Genomic DNA, 20,847 nt, shown 5'->3' with positions numbered 1-20,847 from the left:
TCGTAGGCGAGCGCGATCAGGCTTTCGGTGTCGGCGAGGCCGCACTCATGAAAAAACGGGCAATCACCCAACTGGCCTTGTGCAGGTCAGAAAGGTCCAGCTGGTTCACCGCCGACGGTGGAATGCCAGCGCAGACTGCGATGTATTTGGCCGCAGTGTCCATGTCCAGGCTGATCTCGTCGTTCTGGTCGATCTTGTAGGGCAGCGACTTGATGGCTCGGACTTCCTGAACCGTCGGCCTGCGCAGCTTGAGCTCGCGCCGCTCTTCGTCATAGGCATTGATCGGGCTCGACAGCTTGATCACCTCAGTCATTGCCATACCCCTTTGAGGCCGTCGAATTGCAGGTCGATAGTGCCGTCGTCACCGCTCGCTACCGGCTCATCGACCAGATAGGCGCCAGACAACACGTACACCTTGCCGTTGCTGAACTCGCAGACAACGGTCATGTCCGTGCCCTCGACCAGTTTTTTTATCGGTAGGTCCGGCGTGTACACGGCGGTGACCTTCACGTAAGGCGTCAATTGCTCTTCTTTGTAGAAGCCCGCCACTACCGACTCCCGTTTAACGTCCATCAGCCGCGCCTCACAGCCGCCGGTGATGGTCAGTTGGGCGGCGTCCACTTTGACGTAGCAGGTGCCCGCGACTCGTTGACCCATGGTCTTGTCTCCGAAAATGAAAAAGCCCGCTCAAGCGGGCTTGTAGTTGTTCTGGCCAGGTCAGGCCGCGGCGTCGTACTGCAGGCGGAACTGGTTCAAGAGCGCGAAGATGCGCAGGCCATTGATGTAGTCTGGCGGGAACAGCACGTTGATCCGGCTCGGGTCGTTGCTGTCGCGCTCGACGATGAGGTACTCGGCAAACAGCTCACTGTTTTCGACGTGGCCCTCGTTCTCCAACTTGCCGTACTCGGCGATCAGCTCACCGCGAATGACGCTCGGCGTCACAATCGGCTGACCCGGGCCAAATCGAGTGCCGTCGTTGGCCAACTTGTGCCGGCCGTACTTGCTGGTGATCACTCCCTGCAGCCGACGGACGATGAAGGCCGACTGGTGCATGGTCTCGCTGTCCAGGTACGAGTTGTCAGGCTGGCCGTAAGCGTTCTTCTGGTATGTGGTGATCGAGCGCTGGATGCGCATCGAGCCGCCTTCGAAGTAGGCCGTGGCGATGCCGTAGCTCAGCAGAGACTGCCGTTCGGTCAGCGTGAATCGCTCGCTGGCAGGCGCCGGATCGATGGCAGGCATGGTCCCGCTCTGGGTCGGTCGGCTGGCATCCGCGGAAATGAAAGCGGCGGTACGCGCTGTGAGGGATGCCGCGTCCAGCCAGAATGGCTGAGGAATGCCTGGCTCCATTCCTTGAACGGTAACATGCTGATCATTCCGCGCCTGGCCGACAGCCACCAAGGCGCCAAGAGTGCCGCGTTTGGCGCTGTAGACATGACCGAACAACTGCTTGGCCCAGGACCAGCGACCGGCGCTGTCGTCCATGGCGAGCTTCCAGGCTTCCAGGCTGGAGGTGTCGGCCCACGGCATGCAGATGAACTCGAACGGCTCATCGCCAAGAGCGGCCAGGGCATCAACCTGATCAGGAGTGCCCGCACCGTTGGCCATGGCCACCACTGCGACGGTGAGCCCTGCGGGGGTGACTTCGCCATTGGTCTTGCCCAGGCGGTTCATCTGTACGGCAATGTCGTTGCCGCTTTCGCCCTTCCACTTGCAGGTCAGGGTGATGACGCCGCCCGCGGCAGCGGCGGTAACCGGCAGATCGACCTTGGCATTCACTTGGACTGCCAGCGCGGCGGCTGCCTGAGTAGCCGTTGCAGCGGAAGTCACGGTCGCCTGTACGCGCACACCGCCGATGTACAGGCTGAGCAGCCCGGACTCGGTCGCGGCACCGGTCACCGTCACGGTGCCTTCCGCCACGACGCCGGCTGTAGCCTTCAGTGGAAGACACCAGACCTCGCCCACCGGGTCGGCTTTGCGCCAGATCTCGTACATCGCGGCGAGCATGGAGCCCTGGCCGCCGATGGACTTGGCCATGCTGACGCTTGGCACCAGCACCAGCTGACCGATCTCTTCTGCCGTGGCGTCGTCATTGACCTGACCCACGATCAGCCGACGCATGACCGACGACGCGGAGTTGGCCGCCGAGTTATCCATCTCCGCATAGAACAGCGGGACGCGGATATCCGCGGGGATGTTGCTGAATCCGATGGCCATTACTGGGCTACCTCGTTCTTGGCCGGCTTGGCCTGCTTGATGGTGATGTCGCCATCCGCCAGGCGGCGGCGCCACCAGACGCTGTCGGTGACTTCGCGGCCCGCAGCGGGCAGCAAGTCACCCGCCTGCGGGTCCGGTACGGTGCGGCCAGCAGCCGGCACCACGGTGATACGCTGAGTCATGGTTCGGGATCTCCGGAGAATTTCACTTCGATGCGCCCATCAGGGCCTGGGTAATGCAGGTTGGGGTCGGCCGGATCGATGCAGTCCATGTTGATGGTGGCTCCGGTGAATGCCGGCAGGCCGTCGAGCTCGTGCTCATGCCACGTTTCCGCCGGGTCACCGGGTTTGTTGCGGCCGAGCCGGAACGCTGCCGAGAAGCTGAAGCGGTAGACCACCCGGGCGCGGTTGATCAGCACCAGACCACCTCCGTCGTAGACGATGGGGTCGTACTCGGCTGCCGGACACCAGCCGACCAGGGCCCGCCACAGCTCTTTGCGGAAGTCGTGCAATAGGTCGGCGGCCTGCTGGCCGCGCTCATCCTTGGCGTCCATGGCCAGGACCACCTCGAAGCGGTCCTCGATATCCTGGATCACGGCGTTCTGCGCTTGGTTATCGCCCGCCTTGTCATCGGCGGCGATCACGTAAGCCGACGGGTTCTTGAGCAGCACCGACTCGCTGACTGCATCCAGGTCGATGCCGCCCGAGACCCTGGCGGCAAGGCTCGGGCAGTTCTCGCGCAGGTGCGCGATGATGGGGGAGATTTTCATGTTCGAGTTCCGGCCCGGCGGGCCTAGTAATCAACTGAGAGCGGCAGCGAACGCGGCCTTAAGTACCGCCTGGACCCTTCCCTTTTCGTCCTGCAAGGCGTCTTCCATGTAGTTCGCCCGCGGCGCAATGCGCCAAGCGCCTGCGGCGCGTGCAGCCATCGCCTCGGCGCGCTGCCCGCGAGCCCTTCGATTCGACTTACCTCGGCCTTTACCAGGGGCAAGCGGTCGAATCCTGCCCCCCTCCTTCACGCCGTAATGCAGGTAAGCCGGGTAGTACTCCTTCATTGCAGACGTTTTACGCGGGGCGACCTTCACCAGAAAGCCCGCTCTGGAAACTTTGAAGCGAATAGACTCGAGAGTCCGACCCGTCCTGCTTATCGGGTAATTGTCCTGACCGCGGGCCAGCGCGAGGTTGAGCTGAGCTCTGCGCATGACCAGCTGACCGGCTCTGCGCATCCCCTTTTTGACCTCTCGCTTGTCGAAGATCTCGCGACCGAACTGGTCGAAGCCTTCGATGTGCAGGTAGCCGTCGACGGATGCCGAGTTAGCCATAGATCCCTCCTCCCGCCTGCTGCTGAGCGAGCTCCTCAACTTCGAGCAGCGTAAAACTCTTGCCAGCCCCCAATGGTGCACTTCGTTTGATGCGGTAGATGACGCCGCCGGCCACTACCTCGTGGGAGGTGGTCACGCTTTCGATCCGGCGCAGCCAGACGCGGTGAGTGATCTTGTCGTCGGTTTGAACGCTGTCGGTGTAGGCTGCCGTGCCGACTGCGCGAATCTTGGCCCAGCGCTGGCGAGGCTCTGTGAACACTGAGGCAAGGTCGGCAGCATCCAGCGGAAGGTCATCGCGCAAACGGATGGTGATGCGACGGTCGAGCTCGCCAGACTCTGGGGCGCGGGCGCCTGTCAATCCACTAGAAGCCATCTTCAGAACCTCGGAGGGACAGTGATGTCCGCCAGCAGGTGGTCAACGAAGCTAGATGGGATCTCGGCGAGGGCTTGCCCGGCGACCAAAAGCCCCCGATGGGTAAACGCCGTTTCGGCCGCCATCAGCAGCCAGCTCAGCACGCCAGGATGCGCCTGCAGGTCAACACCAGCGCGGTAGCGAATCCGCAAAGCGCCTTCCGGGCGGCCGTCAGGGAACCGCAAGTAGCTTTCCTTGCCCGCCTGGATCAACTCGGTCCGGCCGACAAACTCCACTGGCGAGCCCGAATTGCCCAGCATTAGCACCGAGTCGATGGCGGCCGCCTGGCCTACATCCAGCGCATGGCCCGACAGGAAGTGCGCCGGCCAGTCTTCCTCGTAGGCAGCCTCGCGGATCGCTGCCCCTGTCTTCGACTCGCACTGTGCAGTCACGCCCGGGATGATGATCTGGTCAATCAGTTCAGGCTGAAGATCCTCCGGTTCGGCGCGGCATTGAAAGGCCACCTGATCCAACGTCAGCACGGGCGCCCCCGTGTAGGCGATGCGGCGCGCCATGATTACGGCTTACCTTCAGCGCCCGCCTGAGCCTCCGACTTAGCCGCCCCGCCAGTATCGGCGTCGGCATCGGTCTTTTTGGCAGCGGGGCCTGCGCTGCCGGCGCCGCTCTTGCCCTTTCTCGCGTCTGGCTTGTCCGCGTCGATGGCATAGCCAGCCTCGACCAGACTCTCGGCTACGGCAGCATCGAAGCCAGCAGTTTCACCTGCGGCATAGCCGCGCCAGTTCTTCTCGAAAGTAACGATTACCTTGGACATGTGATGCTCCTTGAATCAACAGGTGAATCGCCCGGCATGCCGGGCGGATTGGTTACAGGGAGCTACCCCATTTGACGCCGGTCATCACCGCGACCGACTCGACGTGGCGCGGGCCGAAGTCGTGCTTGGCGATCACGCGCACCAGGGTCTGGTCACGCTGGAATGCGCTGATGACATTGCCGCCGGCGTCCTTGTAGGTGGCCTCTTTGCTGAAGTCGATGACCATGGCGTCGTCTTCGCCGATGAAGCAGTCCGCGAAGTCAGCGAAGTGGATTTCCGAGGCATCACCTTCAGCGCCCAGGTTGATCGGGATCTGGGTGGTGGAGCCGACCGGGAACCCCTTCAGCATGTTCTGATCCAGCTCGGGGTAAGCCTTGTTGCCATTGCCGTCACGTAGAGCGGACAGCCAGCGCTTGGTGCGCGGGGCCATGGCGAAGCCTGGGGCGGTCATGTTGGAGTTGGCGTTCTCCAGGCGCAGGATCAGCGCGGACAGCGCAAACTCCACGGACTCCAGCGTCACGGCGGCAGGGGCCGCGAATACGTTGAAGGCCGGCGCCCAGAAACGCAGGCCTTTGGGCAGGTTGCCGGTACCGGCACCGCGCAGGAACGACAGGTCTTCTGCCGTCGCTACCGAGGCCACCAGGTCGTTCACGACGAGGCGGTCGACGCTGGGGTTGGTGCCGGAGTAAGCCAGCAGGTCATTACTGATCGGGACCAGGGCAGCGAGCTTTTTCGACGACAGTTTCAGGTCGTCGAACTGCATGTCAGTGGTCGGCATATCTTCTTCGGTGCCGATGTAGCCAACGACTGCACCACCCTTGATGCGCGGCACGGTGAGGTTGCCATTCTGCAGCGGCAGGGACACTGCGCCGAGGCTGCGCACCACAGACTTCGGCCGCAGCAGCTCGATGACTTCGCTGGAGAAGCTCTGCGGCACCAGCACCCCGCCGGCACCCGGCGTCACGGTGTTGAGCGCCATGGCGATCTCAGGGTTGTAGCCGGCGTCGGTGGCCATTTTCGCGGCGGCTTCTTGGTTGCCGCGAGAGGCAGCCAGCACACGGACCATCTGGGCCATGTTGGCACCTGGTACAGGCTTGGCGGTGAATGGCCCACTGATGTGGCTGGGCGGGCCATTGATGCCCTGAGCGCTTTCGTTGACCGGCACGGCGCTGGCAGTCGCCATACGCTCAGCAGCCTCCGCGCGCGCGAGCTTTTCCGTCAGGGCGTTGAACTGAGTGCTGAGCTGCTCGAACTGGGCCAGCTGTTCGGCGCTGAGCGAGGTGCCCGCCGCTTCGAGCTGGGCCAGCGCCTGGATCTGACCATTGATAGTGGCGCGTTCGCTACGCAATTGAGTTACGAGGGACATGCTGCCTCCTGGGCATAAAAAAACCGCCATCAGGCGGTTGGGATCACTGCCGCGAACGCGGTCAGAGTTGAGACTGAATGGCGAAGGCCGAAGCCCGCACGCTGATGCGCTGCTGTGGCTGTGCGCCTTGGCGCTGTGCACGACTGAGGGCAACCGCCCGCGAAAGGTTGTCTACCGCGAGCTGCGGCGATTCCAGGCGATCAGCCAGGCCAATGGCAATGGCGGATGCGCCACGGTAGCAGGCGGCTTCCGTGGCGATGATGTCTGCCACATCGCGGCCACGGTACTCGGCAACGTGAGTGGTGAAGAGCTGATAGCTCTCCTGCACGACGTCGTTGAGCACCTGCAGGGATTGTTCGGTAAGCGGCTCGTTTGGGCTCAGGTCGTTCTTGTGCGCCCCGGCGTAGACCGTGGTGACCTTGACCCCCATGCCTTCAATCATCTTCGAGCGGTCCATGTGGCTGGCCACCACGCCGATGGAGCCCACGCCCGAGGTCAGGCTGACGACGACCTCGGTGCAGGCCGACGCAATCAAGTAGCCCCCGGAGTAAGCCATGAAGTTGACCAGCCCGGTGATGGGCTTGATCTTGGTCGCGGCGCGGATGTCCGCTGCCAGCTCGAAGGCGCCAACCGCGCTGCCGCCTGGGCTGTCGATGTCGAGCACGATGTGTTCGACCATCGGGTCGGCGATGGCCTGGCTAAGAGCGGCACGCAGCCCTTCATAGCTGGTCATCGTCTCGCAGGCATTCAGGTGACTGCCGCGGCTGACGAGAACGCCATGCACCGCAATCACTTCCACGCCGGTTAGCGCGATGGCAGCACGCCGCTGCTCTTCGCGGCGATCCTGCTCCGCCTGGTAATCGTCATCGTCGTAGTACATCGAGGGATTGGCCGTCGCTCCCCCCATACTCAGATTGACGATGTTGAGGCTCATGGTCTGGTTGGCCCAGCGTACCGCTAGGTCCATCATGTCGGGTGTCGTCAGCAGCGGCTGATTGAACAGCAGGCTGGCAGCACGCAGATGTCGTTTCATGCGGCAAGCATCCTCAGGATATCGTCGCGCTGCTGCTCCAGCTGGGCGCGGACGTTGGGGTTGTTCATGTCGGGCAGGCCGTGCGCCACGTCGGTCATGTTCAGCGGTTGCAGGTAGCTGTCGCCGTTGGCCACGGGCGGCATGTTTTCCAGACGACGGATGTCGTTGATCGACAGCCACCCCCATTGCCGGCCAATTGCGTAAGCGTCGTAGCGGCTTTTCTGGTCGCCGCGCAACAGACCGGAGAGGTTGAACTCGATGAAGTAGTCGCGGCGCTCGGTCGGCAGCAGGAAGTCGCGCATCATGGCCTGCTCGTGACGCTTTACCCACGGCATCAGGGCAAAGATCACGTACTGAATCAGCAGTTGCTCAAGGCTGTTGTAGCTGGCCTTCTCCAGATCGTTGACCATGTGCGGGGGGATCTTGTAAATCCGCGCCAGGTCCAGGCCAGTGGCCTTGAGGATGCCCAGCAGCTCGGCGTCCACGTTGTTCATCGAAACCGGCTTGAAGACCATGCCCTCCTGCAGCATCGCGACCTTCTTGGCATTGTCGATGCCCGAGAACTTGTTGCCCCACTGATCGAGGATGCGATCAATGCTCGCTTGCTCCTTGATCGGCGGCGCATCCTTCGGGCGCTCGATGACACCACTGACAGCCGTGCCGTTTGCAAATGATTTGCCTGCGTACTGCCTGACCGCCTGCGCCAGGCCCACCGCATCCGCATGCAGCTCAATGGGTGAAAGTCCGGTGTAGTGATTCTTGGTGTGCCAGCGCACGTGATGGATCAGCCTCATGGGCAGTGGCTCATGAGCACCAATGCGGTACACAGGGCGCAGGTCGCCGCCCTTGAGCACCGTGATTTTGTCGTTGTGCATCGGGTACAGCGCTTTGACCGAACCGTCGTCACTGCGCTCGATGTAGCTGTAGCAGTTGCCGCGCAAGCCCAAAGCGAGCTGGCAGGACTCGCGGTATTCGTAGGGTGTCTGCCACGGGTTTGGCTGATAGCGCAGCACATCGTAGAGCGGGTGAGCTGTCGCGAGTTCGCGCTTGCCGTCGCCCAAGCGGCGATACAAGTCGAGTGGCAGTTGGCCCACGCTTTCCGCCAGGAGCGTGACGCAGTTCTGCAGCACCGTGATCGCCAGGGCGCTGTCCGGGGTGACTGTCATGCCAGCCGCTGAGCGGCCAGAACCAATTAGGCCGCGCCAAAACCCGCTGCTGCCATCAGAGACCAAGCCCTCATTGGCGCCGAGCAAATTGCTGAAAAACATGCTCACCCCCCTTCGGGATTACGTTTGGGCGGGATGCGGGCTGCCGCTTTGTCAGCAAGCCAGGCCCAGCCGATCAGGCCGAAGCCCGCCGTGATGAAAGCACTGGGGGTATGGATCAGGGCAATGCCGGTGACCAGCAAGCCGAAGCCAGCCAAGCCGGCAACCCACGCAGCGATTGCGATCTTGTTCAAACCCCGACTCCTTCGTCGTAAATGGATGTGCCGCTATTGCCGGCTGAAACAGCGCCGCTGATGCCGGTGGCCATGAGCCCGGCGATGATGCCGTCGATCCGGCCTGTTGCCTTTGCCTTGTCGGCCTTGCGGTTATTCGCCGGGTCGGAAACGATCACGGCGTTACCGGCGCACCAGGTCATCACGGGGTTGCCGTCATGACGCAGCGATTCCACCGCCTCCACTGAGCGCGCATCGTCAAAGAGCTCGGCGGATGCATCGCTGCCTTCATCAGCGGACTGGACCATGCCGAGCAGGCGCCGCTCAAACTCGTCCACTGCCGGCCCCATATCCTTGAAGCCCTGCCCGAACTCGACCAGTTCCGGCAGCGTGATGTCGTACTCGCTCATCAACTGACGCATGTCTTCGATCCGCCAGCGGTCGAAGGCAATCTTGTCCACCTGGAAGAAGTGGCAAATGGTCTGCATCCTCCGCAGCACATGCAGCTTGCTGATGGCACGCCCCGGCGTTGTTTCAAGATCACGCGACTTGATCCAGGCTGCGTAGGGCACCTTGTCGCGCGCCTCGCGCTTGTCCAGCTCATGATCGGGAATCCAGAAGTACGGCAACAGCCGCCAGTGCGGATCCTCGTAGGTCGGATAGAACAGCAGGACGAAGGCCGTGAGGTCGGTTGTGCTGGACAGGTCCAAGCCGCCGACGCAGGGCCGGTTCTTGAGCAGCGACATGGGTACCCGCTCTTCGGCTTGGCTCCAGACATCCCACGAAATCCATGGCGACTCGGCACCGGTCCACTCGCAGAAGTTCAGCCGGCGCACCATCGCCTCTTTGCTCGGCATGCCCCTGGCCTCGGTCACCTGCTCACGCAGGTACTTGATGCCCGGCAGGTCAGCGTCCTGCAATGAGGGGTTGGATTTGAACCAGCAGCTCTCGTCCTGGATGGGGTCATCGCCTTCATCCAGCGAGCAGATGTAGGCGAAGAAGCCGTCATCGGTGAGCGCACCCGAAGCCACCCGAGAGCCGTACTCGTGGTATTCCCAGCAGGGGCCGCGCTTGTTGGAGCCACTGTTAGTGATCATGAAGATCAGCGCCTGTTTCCGGCTCTTGGTGCCGGCGCGCATCATCTCCACGACCAGGTTGGTCTTGTGCTCATGAACCTCGTCAATCAGGGCCATGTGAGGCCGTGGGCCGGACTGACCGTCATCCGAACTGATTGGACGGAAGAACGAGCCCGCTTTCAGGTACGCCAGGTTCCAGATGTTCTGGCCGGTACCGCTGCAGGCAAGGCGCTTGGTCAGCTCCGGCGACTGCTGCACCATCGCGACAGCGTCGCGGAACAGGATCATGGCCTGATCCTTTTTGGTTGCAGCGGCGTAGATTTCGGCGCGAGCCTCGCCATCACCGACCAGGCCTTTCAGACCGACGCCAGCAGCCAGTGGCGACTTGCCCGAGCCCTTTCCGCTTTCGACGTACACCACGCGAAAACGGCGGTAGCCGTCACTGCCCTTCCAGCCGAAAATGCTGCCGACGATGAATTTCTGCCAGGGCAGTAGCTCGAAGGGCTGCCCTTCAAACTCCCCACCGTTGAGTTTCAGCACGGCGCGGTAGAAGCGTATGGCCTTGTTGGCCTCCTCCAAATCCCAGAACAGACCTCGCTTTGGGCCTTCCTCTAGGTCTCGCAGATGGCGAGCGCATGCGTTTCGGATGTCGGGGCCGGCAATTCGCTTGCCTGAGTGCACTTCTCTCGCGTACTGGGTCGCAGGATCGTCAACCGAAGTGCTCCGCGAGCGGGTCTTCTTCGTCGTCATTCGTTTTGACCTGGACCTTGGATCGGGCGGCTGGAGTAAGGCCGAATTCGACCAGGTAACTTTTGAAGCGACGGTCAACGTCGGCGAGCATCGCAACGGCAGGGTTTGCCTTGAGCACGAGCTCACCTTGTGTGCTGGTCGTCTCGTAGGTGCGCCCCTGAGCGTCGACCGTTTCACGCAGAGCGAGGATTTCTGCGTAGCAATCGCAGAGTCGCTCCAGGGCAAAACCATCTGCCTCGGTGAGCACACCCATGCGGTCAAGCAGCACCGTCAGGCGCCCCCAGGCCACCTGCCCTTCACACGTCAAATGTGCCGGGGCGCTCGGGATGCGCCTCGCGGGCTGGGGCTCTTTCTTGTTGATAGCGCGCTTGCCGGGGTTCCCTCTGACAAGCTTCAGCTCTGTCGGGATGGGTCTTCTCCCGGCCATTTTTTGCTCTCAAAAAAAATCATTTCATTTCGCGGGTATGCGCACAGAGAAGGGCGATCGGTCAGGAACGGTTTGGCAAAAAACATTTTCACCCCCCTACCCCGTTGGATAGGGCCCCGTAGCACCCGGAGAAGCCTCAGGAGGGCCGGTTCCAGTGGTGCCGTGGGTCCAGCGGCCTGCCGCTGATGTCGCACCCTACCTCTCGCCCAGACTTCTCCAGGCGCTGCTTGTAGGAGCTGTGGCAATTGGTGCACAGCGACTGCCAGTTGGCTCGATCCCAGAACAGGACCATGTCGCCGCGGTGTGGCTGGATATGGTCGACTACGCTGGCCGGCTTGTTGATGCCTGAATGCTTACAACGCACGCAGAGCGGGTTCTTGCGCAACCAGCCCTCGCGAGCTTGCTGCCACTGGTAACCGTAAGGTCTGGGCTGTTTCTCTCTATCAATCAATGACACGGACATCTGTCACTCCTGCGCATTGCGCGACAAGAGTGGTCCGGAGTAGCCGCTAGGCTTTTCCACGCCATCTTAACCACCAAGTCAGAGATAGTGCGTTGCCATGCGACATTCCATGCCAAATGCTCGCATAAAGGCCGACGCTCTTAGCCTTCACCATCACGAATAGTGACCTTCACTCCCGTAGCCACGATCTCGTACTCAGCTTCGGAGATCCTCCTCACAGCGCCACCCGTGCGTATTTCGAAATGCTTCAACCCTTCATGTCGAATCATCCCGCTTGAGGATCGCTCAACGACCTCATCCTGGTAGATGTTGATCACGTACTCCAAATTATCCGTGCCAACTCCAACGACCTTCCCAACGTATTTGTCTGCCATGTCTGAATTCCTTACGTGAACTGTCAACGTAACGGAAACCCAACCGGGTGCTTTTCGACCGCGCCCTTGGGCCTCAATTGAATGATAGACATGTTCCCTCGCGCGCCTTAAAACGAGACGGGCCTGAACGGTGGCGCGGTCAATCGACTCTCACGATTTTGGCGACGTTTCCTTTAGCTCTACAAACCAGAATGGCAGCGAGCAAGTAGAACGCGGTGTTGAACCAGGATGCGTCGGCGAAGTCGTCGTGCAGCATCATGCGGCCGCTCAGGCTCACGAACTGCATCCCGGTAATCGCGCACGCGGCCCAGGCCATCAGGGAAACCCTCAACTTGTAACGGGCACCGGGATACGGCCGGTAGCGCAGACCAATCATCACGAAGATGACGGCGCACAAGGCGGCCTGGATAACGGCAACCATTCAACCCTCCTTCCTGGCTCGCAGGCGGAAGACCCATTGCAGCCAGCGCGGCATCTGGCCGGTCTGCATCCATTCCAGCAAGCCGGAGAACGTGACCACGCACAGAACGCCGCAGACGAAGGCCGAGAAACCCGCTGTTTGCGTCCATGCCCGGCCCATCAGCTCAGCGGCACCGAAGTAGCCGCCGATCCATCCAGCCAGCAAGTAGCCAATCCGGCGCAAGGTGCTGATCTCCTTCGCGAACACTACGTAGAAAAAAGCCCCTCCGAACGCACCGACCAACGCAGCCAGGTCCAGCTGGGGAAATGCAGCACCCAGGCCGACGCTGGCAAGTACTCCGGTCACTGCGAGGGCGCCGGTGCTTGGCTCGGCCATAGGTATTGCTCCAAGAATGAAAAGCCCCGCACAGTGGCGGGGCTCGATAAACAAAAAGCCCAACATCATGGCTGGGCAAATTTCACGCCCTACTCAGAGCATGCTTCGATAGTCGACGCGGCCCTCCGGCCGGTGAGCATCTAAGTAATTCAGCAAATGGCAGCAGATAGCCATCTTTCGAGCCCATCTCGAGGCGGATAGTAACCAGAAGAGAGCCACAAAAAGCCCCGGCACAATGGTCGGGGTTTCTCTGTGTCGCGTTGCTTGCAAGCTGGACACATGGCGCAAATATGAACGCAACGGCCTACTTTATAAGCGAGACCAGCGCTCGAACGGCCACCTTCAAGGCGGCCTCCTTTGCGGTATTTTTCAACTGCTCAGCCATGGGCGATCCGCTGAGCGCGGTCGCCGAGCCATGTTGGGCAGGGGCGGGCTGGGTAGCCGGCTTTGCGACTGTCGCTGGCTGGGCGTCAGATGGAGAAACTCGCTGCGCCTCCATACGCTTTGCAGCCTCTTTCTTCAGCCATTCATACATCTCATCATCGACGATATCGGCTTTCCTAATCCGCTTACGCATCGCCGTATCCGGATCATCGTCAGGCTTCAACTCAGCCAGCAGATGCTCGACATCTGCGAGAAACTGGGCAAGCGCAGCCTGATCGACTTCAAATGTGTCATGGGCGACCTTGTTGCGCAAAACGTAGGCTCTACGGATTTTCGCAACATCCCCGGGGCTCAAGCTAGCCTCAATGCTCTCACTCAGTTCTTTGAGCCCAGATCCGACAGCCCCGACCTCTCGAAGCTGCTGCTCGAGCCTTCTGCTTCCATCAATGATCAAACCGATCGCTTCGATTGCGCTATTCATCACGTTTCCTCTTGGGCCATCACAGGATAGCGAATTGGTGGCCCTTCAGAAACACGAAACCCCGACGCTTAGGCCGGGGTTTGTCTGTGTCGCGTGACGTTGCAAGCCGGACACGCTGCTATGAAAACAGAGCTATTCCATATGGACAACCTTTATTTTTACGGCAGGGATATCGATTAGCAGTCAGAAGGTTCCAGGCTAGCCGAACGTAAAAAGCCCAGCGGAAGCTGGGCTTTGGCTGAAATCAACGGGCATTACTCATGAGGCATATCTGCCTCCTCTGGATTTACACGCTGCGTCTCGACCGCCTCACGGTCTTCTTCCTCATCCATGAGCGGGTCGTCATCCACCGAGTCTGGTTCGGTAGCAATATCTGGATTCCTACCGCCCTGTTCTCTTGGCTCACTGCTCATAGCTGCATACCTCAAGTGGATTATCAGATGTCACACCTAATTTGAGGGCTACCGCCACCCGCCCGTTCGTTCGTATTTCACGCCACCGGTCGCTTTGCTAGGGCGCCCCGCTTTCGCCCTACCGACCGTCTAACTCTAGGAACACCTGGAATGCGCTGCCACTCAACTCAGGGCAATCCCGACTACTGAGGAGGCTACATATGAACGCCATCGACATCCTGGTTGAAGACCACAAAACCGTGGAAAAACTACTGGAAGAATTGGCGTCTACGACCGATCGGGCAGTGAAAAAGCGCGGAGATCTGCTCAGTCGCATAGAGCAGGAGCTCAAGGTCCATACTGAGCTTGAGGAGCAAATTCTATACCCCGCCCTCAAGGAAGCCGGTGGTAAAGAGGAGGAAAAAATGTACTACGAAGCCAAGGAGGAACACCGTACCGTCGACTCCCTGGTCTTACCAGATCTCTTGCATACCGAGACAGATACTGTGGAGTTTGCAGGGCGAGTCAAAGTGATGAAGGAGTTGCTGGAACACCACATTGAAGAAGAAGAGGGAAAATTTTTTCCAACAGCCAAAAAACTACTCGGAAAGGATGTTTTAGACGAAATGGGTCTAGCGATGCAGGAGTACAAGAAAACGCTTAAGACTCAGCATTCAGCGAAACAGAGCATATAGTGTTAAGTGCAAAGCCCAGCGCATGGCTGGGCTTCTCTCTTTGGTACCCGCCAAATTAGGCGAGTTTCATGAACGGCTTCAAATGCCTTTATGGATGAAACTAACAACTATTCCAATGGGCGCTCGTGATGGCTATAGCGCTCGGCATTGGATGCGCGCGATGGGTCCGGCGGCCCCTGCTTCTGCCCGCCTCGAAACGGCCGCTTATCGATGTACTCATCACGTCCGTCAGGGCGAGCTGTTTTGGCATCCTCTTCTCGACCATTTTGCAAGTCGCCCTGCTCACGTGACTTGCCACCCTGGCCATTGTTCCCTTCTCTGGTCATACACACCTCTCAATGCTCAGAAGTCCTGAGCTAAATTAAGTATGCGCCTATCAAAGCGAAACAAAAATTTATCAGACCGCCGGCAAAAATAGAAAATATCAATTAGCACGCATCAAAATAAACTCTTGCAAAAGAAAGTCACGTCCACAAGCAGGCTATATTTTTCTATTACAGTTCGTCAGGGCGATGCCCCACACAAAGGGATTGGCGTCATGGCTGAAGAGAGTGATTCGATACCCAGCAGCAATATTCTCTTCGACGATGTCGCCTGCGGATTGTTGCTGACGGCGGAAGACGGCGCTATCAAGAGGGTCAATCTGACCTTTTGCCGCTGGATCGGCTACTCCAAACAGGAGCTTTTGAATCGTCAAATTCAGACCTTGCTGAGCGATGAGGCGCGCGCCTTCCACCAGACCCATTGGCTCCCCCTCATGCATGCACAGGGAGCAATTTCAGATGTTAAGTTCGACCTCGTTCACCGAGATGGCCACCTTGTTTCAATGATGCTGAACGGCATCAGGTGCGAGCATGCGAGCGGCATTTTTCACGAGCTAACGCTTTTCAAGACGCGGGACCGCAACCGATATGAACGAGAGTTGCTAAACGCCCGCATGCTCGCAGAGCGGCACTTGGCAAACCACCTGAAATCCCAGCGAGCCATGGACGTGGCCCAGGGCAAGTTACGGTTGACCTATGCGGCATCGGAAGACAGGGCCCTATTTGCGGAACAGATGATCGGCATCGTTAGTCATGACCTGCGAAATCCATTGGCCGCAATCAAAATGGCTGCCAACTTATTGGCACGCAAGCCGTTTGATTCCAAGACGTTGCAGACGGTAGGCCACATTACGCACTCGGTAGATCGGGCGCAGCGTCTGGTGGCGGACCTGCTTGACTTTACGTTGGTACAGGTTGGACGTGGCATCGCGGTGACAAGGGAACCCGTCGATCTGCACATGCTGGTGGAGGAGTGCCTGGATGAACTGAGGTTAGTTTTCCCTGGGCACGAACTCATCCACCAAATGGCTGGGCAAGGAGAGTTCCGCGCGGACAGCGACCGGCTCTATCAGCTTCTTGGGAATTTGATTGCCAACGCTATTGCCTATGGCGCAACCAACGGCAGCGTGACCGTAGAATCCCGCATTTCTGATGAGGAGGTAATTCTCGCCGTCCACAACGTAGGCACACCGATCCCCGCAGAACTGCTCAAGGATCTGTTCGAACCGATGATACGTGGAAGCCATGATAATGCTGGCCTCCGAAGCATCGGGCTGGGTCTTTTCATCGTGCGCGAAATAGTGAGGGCCCATTCCGGGGAAGTGATCGTGGCCTCCTCCGCAGAGAAAGGCACGACGTTCACTGCGTCATTCCCCACGCTGACGACGTTGGACCTCTCAGCAAACGGACCTAATGCCTAGGTCTGAGTACCGCCCCGAAAAGGCAGGAGGGCTCTGCATTCCGCAGTAGACTTTCCCTCCTGCAGAACGTTGTCATGCTGCTTCTCGACTAGCTTCCAGCACACAATCGATCCAGGCTACGCCTGCCTTGATGAGTTCGCGAGCCTTCATCTCGCTGCAACCATAATGCCGCCCCACTCGTATGGCAGGCCACTTGGCACCATAGTAAAGCCAGATCATATCCCCCATCTGCTGATCGCGCCGGCACAGGCGAGCCACGGCTCCGTCGACCGTCATAGCCAGTTCATCAGTAATCGAAAATGTCTTGGAAGCCGACGGCAAATGATCGCGCATCAGGGCAAAAGCTGGCGACGTGTAGCCGGGTATCCCCATGCCTTCCATCCGCCACCACCCCCATTGCTCAAGCATGTATTCAGTGTCCCCCAATGGGCGGTACAGCGGTTTCCTAATGTTCATCCTTCAGTCCCCAGTGTAATTGGTGCCACCAGCGCCGAGCCGGTTGCTTTCCTGATATCCCGCCTCTGGCCCGCCGGCCTGAGGTCTTTTCAACTGCTCTATCTGCCGTTGCGCGGCCTGCAGCCTCATGCTGAGCTGAGTCACCAGTTCATCCAGGGCCAGGGCCTCGCCAGTTGCAGCCACTACCCAGCCCGAGGCGTTGCAGTGGTCGCATGGCAGTTCGTAAAACACGCCCTTGATGACCGCTTTCCCACGGCACCAAGGGCACTGAGCCAGGTCGATCACCGGCTTCTTGAGGGCCGGGCCGTGGCTCTTTCTCATCGTTTCGAATCCTCGCCTATGGTTGTTTCCTGAATCCCGTTGCAGCCCTTGTGCTGTGTGGCTTGCGGGCCATTACCCGAATCTGCGTTTCTACCCTCCTTCTTCCCGTGGATGCGCTCGAAACCCTTGCTGTCGAGAAACGCATGCCACTGCTTCAGGGCGTCGCGCTTGCGCTCCTCGGCGGTGGTCTGGATGTACACCTGCACGTTGTGGCCCATGGCGTGGTTGATCAGCAGCTCGCCGATCAGGAAGTCGATGCCCTGGTCTGCCCAGCAGCCTCGTGCCAGTTTGCGCAAGTCGTGACTGGTCCACTCGCCCTGCCCCAGGCGGGTGAACACCTCGGCGGCCTGCTTCTCGCTCAGGCAGCGGCCGGACCTGCCCGGGAACAGGAAGCGACCGGTGTAACCCTGGGCCTGCTGGAACTCGCGGTACCCGTTCAGCAGCGCGCACACCTGGTCGGTCAGCGGCAGCGAGTGCTCCACCCGCGTCTTGGTGTTTTCTGCCGGCAGGTACCAGCGGCGGGTGGCCAGGCTGATATGCGGCCACTGCGCCATGCGGGTTTCCCCGACCCGATTGCCATGGCACAGCATCAGCAGGGCGAGCATGGCATCGGCGGGCGCCTGGGCATTGGCCTCGGCCAGCAAGGTCAGCAGGTACTCGATCTGCTCAGCGCGCAGGCGGGCGGCCTTGGGCTTGATGCGCGCCTTGGTGAAATCACTGAAGCGCATCCCCGTCATGGGGTTGGTGGCGATCATCCCCAGGGCCTGGGCCTTCTTGAACGCATCGGCCAGCAGGCCGAACACCAGGCGCACGTACTCGAGCGACAGCTGCTCCTGCAGCGGCCACACCAGATCGCTGTCCAGGGTGCTGCGGCTCACATCGGCCAGGGCCATGCCGCCCAGGCGCGGGATCAGGTGGCGGGTGATGGCCGACTTCGCCGTGGCCTTGCGCTTGGCCGACAGGCTGCGGGTGCGCTCCAGGCGATCGGCGAACCAGGCCAGCAGCTCGCCCACCTGCTCCCAGCCCGACACGCTGGCCGGAGCCTCGGCAGCCAGGCGCTGGCGGACCTCCGGCAGCGCGGCCAATACCACCTTGGCTGACTGGTCGGGGTAGGCGCCGATCCGATGCCAGCGCTTGCGCACCACCAGGTACCAGGTGCCACGCGGGCGCGCCTCGGTGAACCGGAAGCGCAGGCCGGGATAGCGCGGATCGCGCAGCAGCACGACGGACAGGTCGTCACCACGGCGGCGCAGCTCGGCGTCGGAGAATGCGATAACGGAAGTCATGCAACCAGCACCCCTTCGTTGAGCAGGGTGGCCTGGGTGCGCATCACGCCCTCGGCGTGGTACTGGCGCGCCGTGTCACGACCAATGGCGCGACTGCGGCCGTCGCAGGCGTCATGGCAAGCGCTACAGCACCAGGCGCCCTGCAGGTCGTGCGGCTTCTTGCCAACGCCGCAGGTGCCGGCCAGGCGGTAGTGGGCAAGCACAGTGGTTTCGGGATTGCCGTTGCAGACGCCCGGGATACGCACCTGGCACTCCCGTCCGCGTGCGGCCTTGGTCAGTTTGGTCTGCCGCATGGGCGGTCTTCTCCATGAAGGTCAATGACGCTGTAGGCGCTCGGCCACATCAGCTGGCCGTGGGCAATCGCCGAGGCCTCGTCGCGGTAGAGCGCAATGGGTGGTTGCTGCGAAAGGGCAAGGCCGAGCAGGTCGCCACGGCAGTACAGGGCCCAGCGGTATTCGGTGAGGTCAGGCGCGGGCAAGAGGTGCGTACTCAAGCGGGAATCTCCTTTTGGGCATAGCGCGCGGCCAGCGGCCTGTCCTTGGTCGTGGGCGCCTTCACCGGCGGCTGCCAGCTTGCAGAGAGGTTTTCGAAGCGGTTGTACTGGCCCAGGAACGCCGCGCGGACGGTGCCGGTTTCGATATCGCGACCCTTGCCGATGATGATCTCGGCCACGCCCTTGAATTCGCTGTTCTCGTGATAGACCTCGTCGCGATACACGAACAGGATCACGTCGGCGTCCTGCTCGATGGCCCCAGATTCACGCAGATCGGACGGCACCGGGCGCTTGTTGGGCCGCTCCTCGCATTTGCGCGAAAGCTGACTGAGCAGTACGACAGGGATGCCCAGTTCGCGCGCGATCTGCTTGCAGCCGCGACTGATGCCGCTGATCTCCTCGGTACGGTTGCCGCCCTCGCCTTCCATCAGCTGCAGGTAATCGACCATCAGGAGGTCGAGGCCATAGCGCATCTTGTGGCGGCGAGCCAGCGAGCGGATCCGCCCAACGGTAGCGCCCGCTCGGTCAGCGATGAACAGGTTCGCCTGTTGCACCTTCAGCGCGCCGAGCCCGAGCTCAGTCGCGTGGGACTGGCAGGCAGAGCCGTTCTTGATCAGGTTGAGAGGGACGCGCCCTTCCGAGGCCACTGCGCGGTCGATGAGCTGGCTCTGGCTCATCTCCAGGCTGACCACCAGCGACGACTTGTTCTGCCGCACAGAGGCGTCGAGGGCAAACCCCATGGCCAGGGTTGTTTTACCCATGCCTGGGCGCCCGGCGACGATGATCAGTTGCTCGGGCTGCAGGCCGCCCAGCTTCTCGTCCAGGTCAGCCAGGCCGGTAGAAAGACCGATCAGGGTCTCGCCGCGTGACAACCTGTCGTGACGCTCCTGCCAAACCTCGACCTGACTAGCCATCAGATCGGCGGCCTTCACGACCTCCTCGACCTCACTGCCAGAATCAATCGCCATGGCCGCCGCCTGCACCGATGCGATCTTCGCCTGGATATCGCCCTGGCTCTGGGCGATTTCGAGTGTCCGCTCGCTCAGGTCGTAGAGCGCCCGCTCGATGGCGCGCTCGCGGACAATCCCGGCATACGACGCGGCGTTGGCCACGCTCGGGGTGTTCTTCACGATCTCCGCGCAGTACGCCAGCGCGTCGTCGCCGGAGGTCAGCACGCCGATGCGGTCAGCCACGGTCAGGAAGTCGACGGAACTGCCTGCGGCGCGCACCGCCACGATCCCGCGATACACGTCGGCGTTGTCGGCGAAGTAGAACGACTCGGCCGAGAGATCATCGGACAGCACGTCGATCAACTCAGGGCGCAGTAGCATGGCGCCCAGCAGGCTGTGCTCGGCTTCGGCGCTGTAGGGATCACGCATGATAATTACCCTCCACCACCTTCACGAAGTTGGAGGGAGCGATCAGCCAGTCGAACGTTGCACGGAATGGCGCGCCGCCAAACTTCCCAGCAGCACGCCCCATCAGGAAGTCGGATTCGGCGACTGATGCGAAGTACTCGGTCCAGAAGTCGAGGGTCTGGTGAACATCGCTCTGGTTCCAGCGGGCACGGAGTTGCTTCTTGCGGGGTTCGGAGACAAGGACAACCGCAGGCAGTGCAGGTGTGAGCACTCGATTGAACAAATCCACGATGTCCTGAACCGGGCAGGACGGCGACCGCGGAGCGCGGTTGCCATCAGGTGACGGTTCAATTGATGGTTCCTTTACGGTTCTGGGGGCATTTGGTGCCGGGGTGGGGGGCACCTCGTGCCGGGGTGATGGGGCATCTGGTGCCGGGGGGCATTTAATGCCGGGGGCATATGCTGCCGGGGTGATGGTGTACCAGGTAGAGCGGCCGAACCGCTGGTGGCTTTTCAGCAATTCAGCCTCCTCCAGCCAGCGCAGCGCATTGCGAACAGCGCGCTCGGACAAGCAAGTGCGCGAACCGATAGTGGCGATAGACGGCCAGCAAACCCCGTCATCGTTGGCGTTGTCGGCCAGGGAGATCAGCACGGCCTTCTGCGCCGGGCTCATACCCTGCAGTGGCCAGCAGGCCGTCATCACGATGGTGCTCATGGGCGGCTCTCGGACAAGGACGCTCGCAGGTGTTCGACACACTCGGCTTGGAGTGCGGTTTTCGAAGTGCGGGCGTATTG

At 60.9% G+C, this 20,847-nt stretch carries 29 protein-coding genes; 2 read left to right on the top strand and 27 right to left on the bottom strand.

Features of this window, described 5'->3' with window-relative positions:
- Positions 1–16: 16 nt before the first annotated feature.
- From ACO6VM_RS01230 to ACO6VM_RS01135, 20 genes are all read right to left on the bottom strand, one after another.
- Positions 17–313 (bottom strand): phage tail assembly protein, encoded by a 297-nt coding sequence (locus tag ACO6VM_RS01230; protein ID WP_422402639.1) that lies wholly within the window; start codon positions 311–313, stop codon positions 17–19.
- Positions 310–657 (bottom strand): phage tail tube protein, encoded by a 348-nt coding sequence (locus tag ACO6VM_RS01225; protein ID WP_422402638.1) that lies wholly within the window; start codon positions 655–657, stop codon positions 310–312. The genes ACO6VM_RS01230 and ACO6VM_RS01225 overlap by 4 nt, the downstream gene beginning before the upstream one ends.
- Positions 658–717: 60 nt before the next feature.
- Complete coding sequence (locus ACO6VM_RS01220; RefSeq protein ID WP_422402637.1) at positions 718–2,214, bottom strand: phage tail sheath subtilisin-like domain-containing protein; 1,497 nt, start codon at positions 2,212–2,214, stop codon at positions 718–720.
- Complete coding sequence (locus ACO6VM_RS01215; protein ID WP_125464585.1) at positions 2,214–2,396, bottom strand: DUF2635 domain-containing protein; 183 nt, start codon at positions 2,394–2,396, stop codon at positions 2,214–2,216. The genes ACO6VM_RS01220 and ACO6VM_RS01215 overlap by 1 nt, the downstream gene beginning before the upstream one ends.
- A complete protein-coding gene (locus ACO6VM_RS01210) occupies positions 2,393–2,983 on the bottom strand; it encodes a phage tail terminator protein (RefSeq protein ID WP_422402636.1) in 591 nt (196 codons plus the stop codon). The genes ACO6VM_RS01215 and ACO6VM_RS01210 overlap by 4 nt, the downstream gene beginning before the upstream one ends.
- A gap of 30 nt (positions 2,984–3,013) precedes the next feature.
- On the bottom strand, positions 3,014–3,535 hold the full coding sequence (locus ACO6VM_RS01205; protein WP_422402635.1) for a hypothetical protein: 522 nt from the start codon (positions 3,533–3,535) through the stop codon (positions 3,014–3,016).
- Positions 3,528–3,908: a head-tail adaptor protein gene (locus ACO6VM_RS01200; RefSeq protein ID WP_422402634.1), complete on the bottom strand. Its 381-nt coding sequence runs from the start codon at positions 3,906–3,908 to the stop codon at positions 3,528–3,530. Before ACO6VM_RS01200 ends, ACO6VM_RS01205 begins: the two co-directional genes overlap by 8 nt.
- A gap of 2 nt (positions 3,909–3,910) precedes the next feature.
- Positions 3,911–4,462, bottom strand: a complete 552-nt coding sequence (locus ACO6VM_RS01195; protein WP_422402633.1) for a hypothetical protein — start codon at positions 4,460–4,462, stop codon at positions 3,911–3,913.
- Between the two features lie 2 nt (positions 4,463–4,464).
- On the bottom strand, positions 4,465–4,719 hold the full coding sequence (locus tag ACO6VM_RS01190; protein ID WP_422402632.1) for a hypothetical protein: 255 nt from the start codon (positions 4,717–4,719) through the stop codon (positions 4,465–4,467).
- Positions 4,720–4,771: 52 nt separating this feature from the next.
- Positions 4,772–6,085 carry a phage major capsid protein gene (locus ACO6VM_RS01185; protein ID WP_422402631.1) on the bottom strand — a complete coding sequence of 438 codons (1,314 nt, stop codon included), beginning with the start codon at positions 6,083–6,085 and terminating at the stop codon, positions 4,772–4,774.
- A gap of 61 nt (positions 6,086–6,146) precedes the next feature.
- Positions 6,147–7,118, bottom strand: a complete 972-nt coding sequence (locus ACO6VM_RS01180; RefSeq protein ID WP_422402630.1) for a S49 family peptidase — start codon at positions 7,116–7,118, stop codon at positions 6,147–6,149.
- Positions 7,115–8,284: a phage portal protein gene (locus ACO6VM_RS01175; RefSeq protein WP_346647940.1), complete on the bottom strand. Its 1,170-nt coding sequence runs from the start codon at positions 8,282–8,284 to the stop codon at positions 7,115–7,117. Before ACO6VM_RS01175 ends, ACO6VM_RS01180 begins: the two co-directional genes overlap by 4 nt.
- A 104-nt stretch (positions 8,285–8,388) precedes the next feature.
- On the bottom strand, positions 8,389–8,577 hold the full coding sequence (locus tag ACO6VM_RS01170) for a hypothetical protein (RefSeq protein WP_422402629.1): 189 nt from the start codon (positions 8,575–8,577) through the stop codon (positions 8,389–8,391).
- Complete coding sequence (locus ACO6VM_RS01165) at positions 8,574–10,382, bottom strand: terminase large subunit (protein WP_422402628.1); 1,809 nt, start codon at positions 10,380–10,382, stop codon at positions 8,574–8,576. Before ACO6VM_RS01165 ends, ACO6VM_RS01170 begins: the two co-directional genes overlap by 4 nt.
- The gene (locus tag ACO6VM_RS01160) at positions 10,342–10,650 is read right to left on the bottom strand and encodes a phage terminase small subunit P27 family (RefSeq protein WP_279846451.1); all 309 of its coding nucleotides are present in this window, start codon (positions 10,648–10,650) and stop codon (positions 10,342–10,344) included. Before ACO6VM_RS01160 ends, ACO6VM_RS01165 begins: the two co-directional genes overlap by 41 nt.
- 295 nt (positions 10,651–10,945) lie before the next feature.
- Positions 10,946–11,272: an HNH endonuclease gene (locus tag ACO6VM_RS01155; RefSeq protein WP_422402627.1), complete on the bottom strand. Its 327-nt coding sequence runs from the start codon at positions 11,270–11,272 to the stop codon at positions 10,946–10,948.
- Between the two features lie 140 nt (positions 11,273–11,412).
- Entirely contained in the window at positions 11,413–11,646 is a 234-nt protein-coding gene (locus ACO6VM_RS01150) for a hypothetical protein (RefSeq protein WP_346647877.1), read from the bottom strand.
- Positions 11,647–11,785: 139 nt separating this feature from the next.
- Positions 11,786–12,067 carry a phage holin family protein gene (locus ACO6VM_RS01145; protein ID WP_422402626.1) on the bottom strand — a complete coding sequence of 94 codons (282 nt, stop codon included), beginning with the start codon at positions 12,065–12,067 and terminating at the stop codon, positions 11,786–11,788.
- The gene (locus tag ACO6VM_RS01140; protein ID WP_422402625.1) at positions 12,068–12,442 is read right to left on the bottom strand and encodes a putative holin; all 375 of its coding nucleotides are present in this window, start codon (positions 12,440–12,442) and stop codon (positions 12,068–12,070) included.
- Between the two features lie 304 nt (positions 12,443–12,746).
- The gene (locus tag ACO6VM_RS01135) at positions 12,747–13,307 is read right to left on the bottom strand and encodes a hypothetical protein (protein WP_422402624.1); all 561 of its coding nucleotides are present in this window, start codon (positions 13,305–13,307) and stop codon (positions 12,747–12,749) included.
- A gap of 613 nt (positions 13,308–13,920) precedes the next feature.
- Between ACO6VM_RS01135 and ACO6VM_RS01130 the strand changes: the two genes are divergently transcribed.
- Together ACO6VM_RS01130 and ACO6VM_RS01125 are read left to right on the top strand one after the other, a co-directional pair.
- Positions 13,921–14,394, top strand: a complete 474-nt coding sequence (locus ACO6VM_RS01130) for a hemerythrin domain-containing protein (protein ID WP_422402623.1) — start codon at positions 13,921–13,923, stop codon at positions 14,392–14,394.
- Positions 14,395–14,932: 538 nt separating this feature from the next.
- Positions 14,933–16,138, top strand: coding sequence for an ATP-binding protein (locus ACO6VM_RS01125; RefSeq protein ID WP_422402622.1), 1,206 nt, complete (start codon positions 14,933–14,935; stop codon positions 16,136–16,138).
- Between the two features lie 72 nt (positions 16,139–16,210).
- Here the strand turns inward: ACO6VM_RS01125 and ACO6VM_RS01120 are convergent, their stop codons facing one another.
- Genes ACO6VM_RS01120 through ACO6VM_RS01090 form a run of 7 tightly spaced genes read right to left on the bottom strand, consistent with a single transcriptional unit; the run spans position 16,211 to position 20,767 of the window.
- Positions 16,211–16,594 carry an antiterminator Q family protein gene (locus ACO6VM_RS01120; RefSeq protein WP_422402621.1) on the bottom strand — a complete coding sequence of 128 codons (384 nt, stop codon included), beginning with the start codon at positions 16,592–16,594 and terminating at the stop codon, positions 16,211–16,213.
- Between the two features lie 3 nt (positions 16,595–16,597).
- A complete protein-coding gene (locus ACO6VM_RS01115; RefSeq protein ID WP_422402620.1) occupies positions 16,598–16,915 on the bottom strand; it encodes a hypothetical protein in 318 nt (105 codons plus the stop codon).
- Positions 16,912–18,201, bottom strand: coding sequence for a tyrosine-type recombinase/integrase (locus ACO6VM_RS01110; protein WP_422402619.1), 1,290 nt, complete (start codon positions 18,199–18,201; stop codon positions 16,912–16,914). Before ACO6VM_RS01110 ends, ACO6VM_RS01115 begins: the two co-directional genes overlap by 4 nt.
- On the bottom strand, positions 18,198–18,494 hold the full coding sequence (locus ACO6VM_RS01105; RefSeq protein WP_422402618.1) for a DUF1364 domain-containing protein: 297 nt from the start codon (positions 18,492–18,494) through the stop codon (positions 18,198–18,200). The genes ACO6VM_RS01110 and ACO6VM_RS01105 overlap by 4 nt, the downstream gene beginning before the upstream one ends.
- Entirely contained in the window at positions 18,476–18,694 is a 219-nt protein-coding gene (locus ACO6VM_RS01100; RefSeq protein WP_422402617.1) for a hypothetical protein, read from the bottom strand. The genes ACO6VM_RS01105 and ACO6VM_RS01100 overlap by 19 nt, the downstream gene beginning before the upstream one ends.
- Complete coding sequence (dnaB, locus tag ACO6VM_RS01095) at positions 18,691–20,073, bottom strand: replicative DNA helicase (RefSeq protein WP_422402616.1); 1,383 nt, start codon at positions 20,071–20,073, stop codon at positions 18,691–18,693. Before dnaB ends, ACO6VM_RS01100 begins: the two co-directional genes overlap by 4 nt.
- On the bottom strand, positions 20,066–20,767 hold the full coding sequence (locus ACO6VM_RS01090) for a helix-turn-helix domain-containing protein (protein WP_422402615.1): 702 nt from the start codon (positions 20,765–20,767) through the stop codon (positions 20,066–20,068). Before ACO6VM_RS01090 ends, dnaB begins: the two co-directional genes overlap by 8 nt.
- Positions 20,768–20,847 lie beyond the last annotated feature (80 nt).

The organism is Pseudomonas sp. GZD-209 (assembly GCF_049310485.1).
GTDB classification, from domain to species: domain Bacteria; phylum Pseudomonadota; class Gammaproteobacteria; order Pseudomonadales; family Pseudomonadaceae; genus Aquipseudomonas; species Aquipseudomonas sichuanensis.
Note: the sequence above shows the minus strand (reverse complement) of the source record. Positions and strands in the feature narration are given on the sequence as shown.

Coding starts and splice junctions, on each gene's coding strand:
- ACO6VM_RS01230 (WP_422402639.1), bottom strand. CDS start 313: ATGACTGAGGTGATCAAGCTGTCGAGCCCGATCAATGCCTATGACGAA.
- ACO6VM_RS01225 (WP_422402638.1), bottom strand. CDS start 657: ATGGGTCAACGAGTCGCGGGCACCTGCTACGTCAAAGTGGACGCCGCC.
- ACO6VM_RS01220 (WP_422402637.1), bottom strand. CDS start 2,214: ATGGCCATCGGATTCAGCAACATCCCCGCGGATATCCGCGTCCCGCTG.
- ACO6VM_RS01215 (WP_125464585.1), bottom strand. CDS start 2,396: ATGACTCAGCGTATCACCGTGGTGCCGGCTGCTGGCCGCACCGTACCG.
- ACO6VM_RS01210 (WP_422402636.1), bottom strand. CDS start 2,983: ATGAAAATCTCCCCCATCATCGCGCACCTGCGCGAGAACTGCCCGAGC.
- ACO6VM_RS01205 (WP_422402635.1), bottom strand. CDS start 3,535: ATGGCTAACTCGGCATCCGTCGACGGCTACCTGCACATCGAAGGCTTC.
- ACO6VM_RS01200 (WP_422402634.1), bottom strand. CDS start 3,908: ATGGCTTCTAGTGGATTGACAGGCGCCCGCGCCCCAGAGTCTGGCGAG.
- ACO6VM_RS01195 (WP_422402633.1), bottom strand. CDS start 4,462: ATGGCGCGCCGCATCGCCTACACGGGGGCGCCCGTGCTGACGTTGGAT.
- ACO6VM_RS01190 (WP_422402632.1), bottom strand. CDS start 4,719: ATGTCCAAGGTAATCGTTACTTTCGAGAAGAACTGGCGCGGCTATGCC.
- ACO6VM_RS01185 (WP_422402631.1), bottom strand. CDS start 6,085: ATGTCCCTCGTAACTCAATTGCGTAGCGAACGCGCCACTATCAATGGT.
- ACO6VM_RS01180 (WP_422402630.1), bottom strand. CDS start 7,118: ATGAAACGACATCTGCGTGCTGCCAGCCTGCTGTTCAATCAGCCGCTG.
- ACO6VM_RS01175 (WP_346647940.1), bottom strand. CDS start 8,284: ATGACAGTCACCCCGGACAGCGCCCTGGCGATCACGGTGCTGCAGAAC.
- ACO6VM_RS01165 (WP_422402628.1), bottom strand. CDS start 10,382: ATGACGACGAAGAAGACCCGCTCGCGGAGCACTTCGGTTGACGATCCT.
- ACO6VM_RS01155 (WP_422402627.1), bottom strand. CDS start 11,272: ATGTCCGTGTCATTGATTGATAGAGAGAAACAGCCCAGACCTTACGGT.
- ACO6VM_RS01150 (WP_346647877.1), bottom strand. CDS start 11,646: ATGGCAGACAAATACGTTGGGAAGGTCGTTGGAGTTGGCACGGATAAT.
- ACO6VM_RS01145 (WP_422402626.1), bottom strand. CDS start 12,067: ATGGTTGCCGTTATCCAGGCCGCCTTGTGCGCCGTCATCTTCGTGATG.
- ACO6VM_RS01140 (WP_422402625.1), bottom strand. CDS start 12,442: ATGGCCGAGCCAAGCACCGGCGCCCTCGCAGTGACCGGAGTACTTGCC.
- ACO6VM_RS01135 (WP_422402624.1), bottom strand. CDS start 13,307: ATGAATAGCGCAATCGAAGCGATCGGTTTGATCATTGATGGAAGCAGA.
- ACO6VM_RS01130 (WP_422402623.1), top strand. CDS start 13,921: ATGAACGCCATCGACATCCTGGTTGAAGACCACAAAACCGTGGAAAAA.
- ACO6VM_RS01125 (WP_422402622.1), top strand. CDS start 14,933: ATGGCTGAAGAGAGTGATTCGATACCCAGCAGCAATATTCTCTTCGAC.
- ACO6VM_RS01120 (WP_422402621.1), bottom strand. CDS start 16,594: ATGAACATTAGGAAACCGCTGTACCGCCCATTGGGGGACACTGAATAC.
- ACO6VM_RS01115 (WP_422402620.1), bottom strand. CDS start 16,915: ATGAGAAAGAGCCACGGCCCGGCCCTCAAGAAGCCGGTGATCGACCTG.
- ACO6VM_RS01110 (WP_422402619.1), bottom strand. CDS start 18,201: ATGACTTCCGTTATCGCATTCTCCGACGCCGAGCTGCGCCGCCGTGGT.
- ACO6VM_RS01105 (WP_422402618.1), bottom strand. CDS start 18,494: ATGCGGCAGACCAAACTGACCAAGGCCGCACGCGGACGGGAGTGCCAG.
- dnaB (WP_422402616.1), bottom strand. CDS start 20,073: ATGCGTGATCCCTACAGCGCCGAAGCCGAGCACAGCCTGCTGGGCGCC.
- ACO6VM_RS01090 (WP_422402615.1), bottom strand. CDS start 20,767: ATGAGCACCATCGTGATGACGGCCTGCTGGCCACTGCAGGGTATGAGC.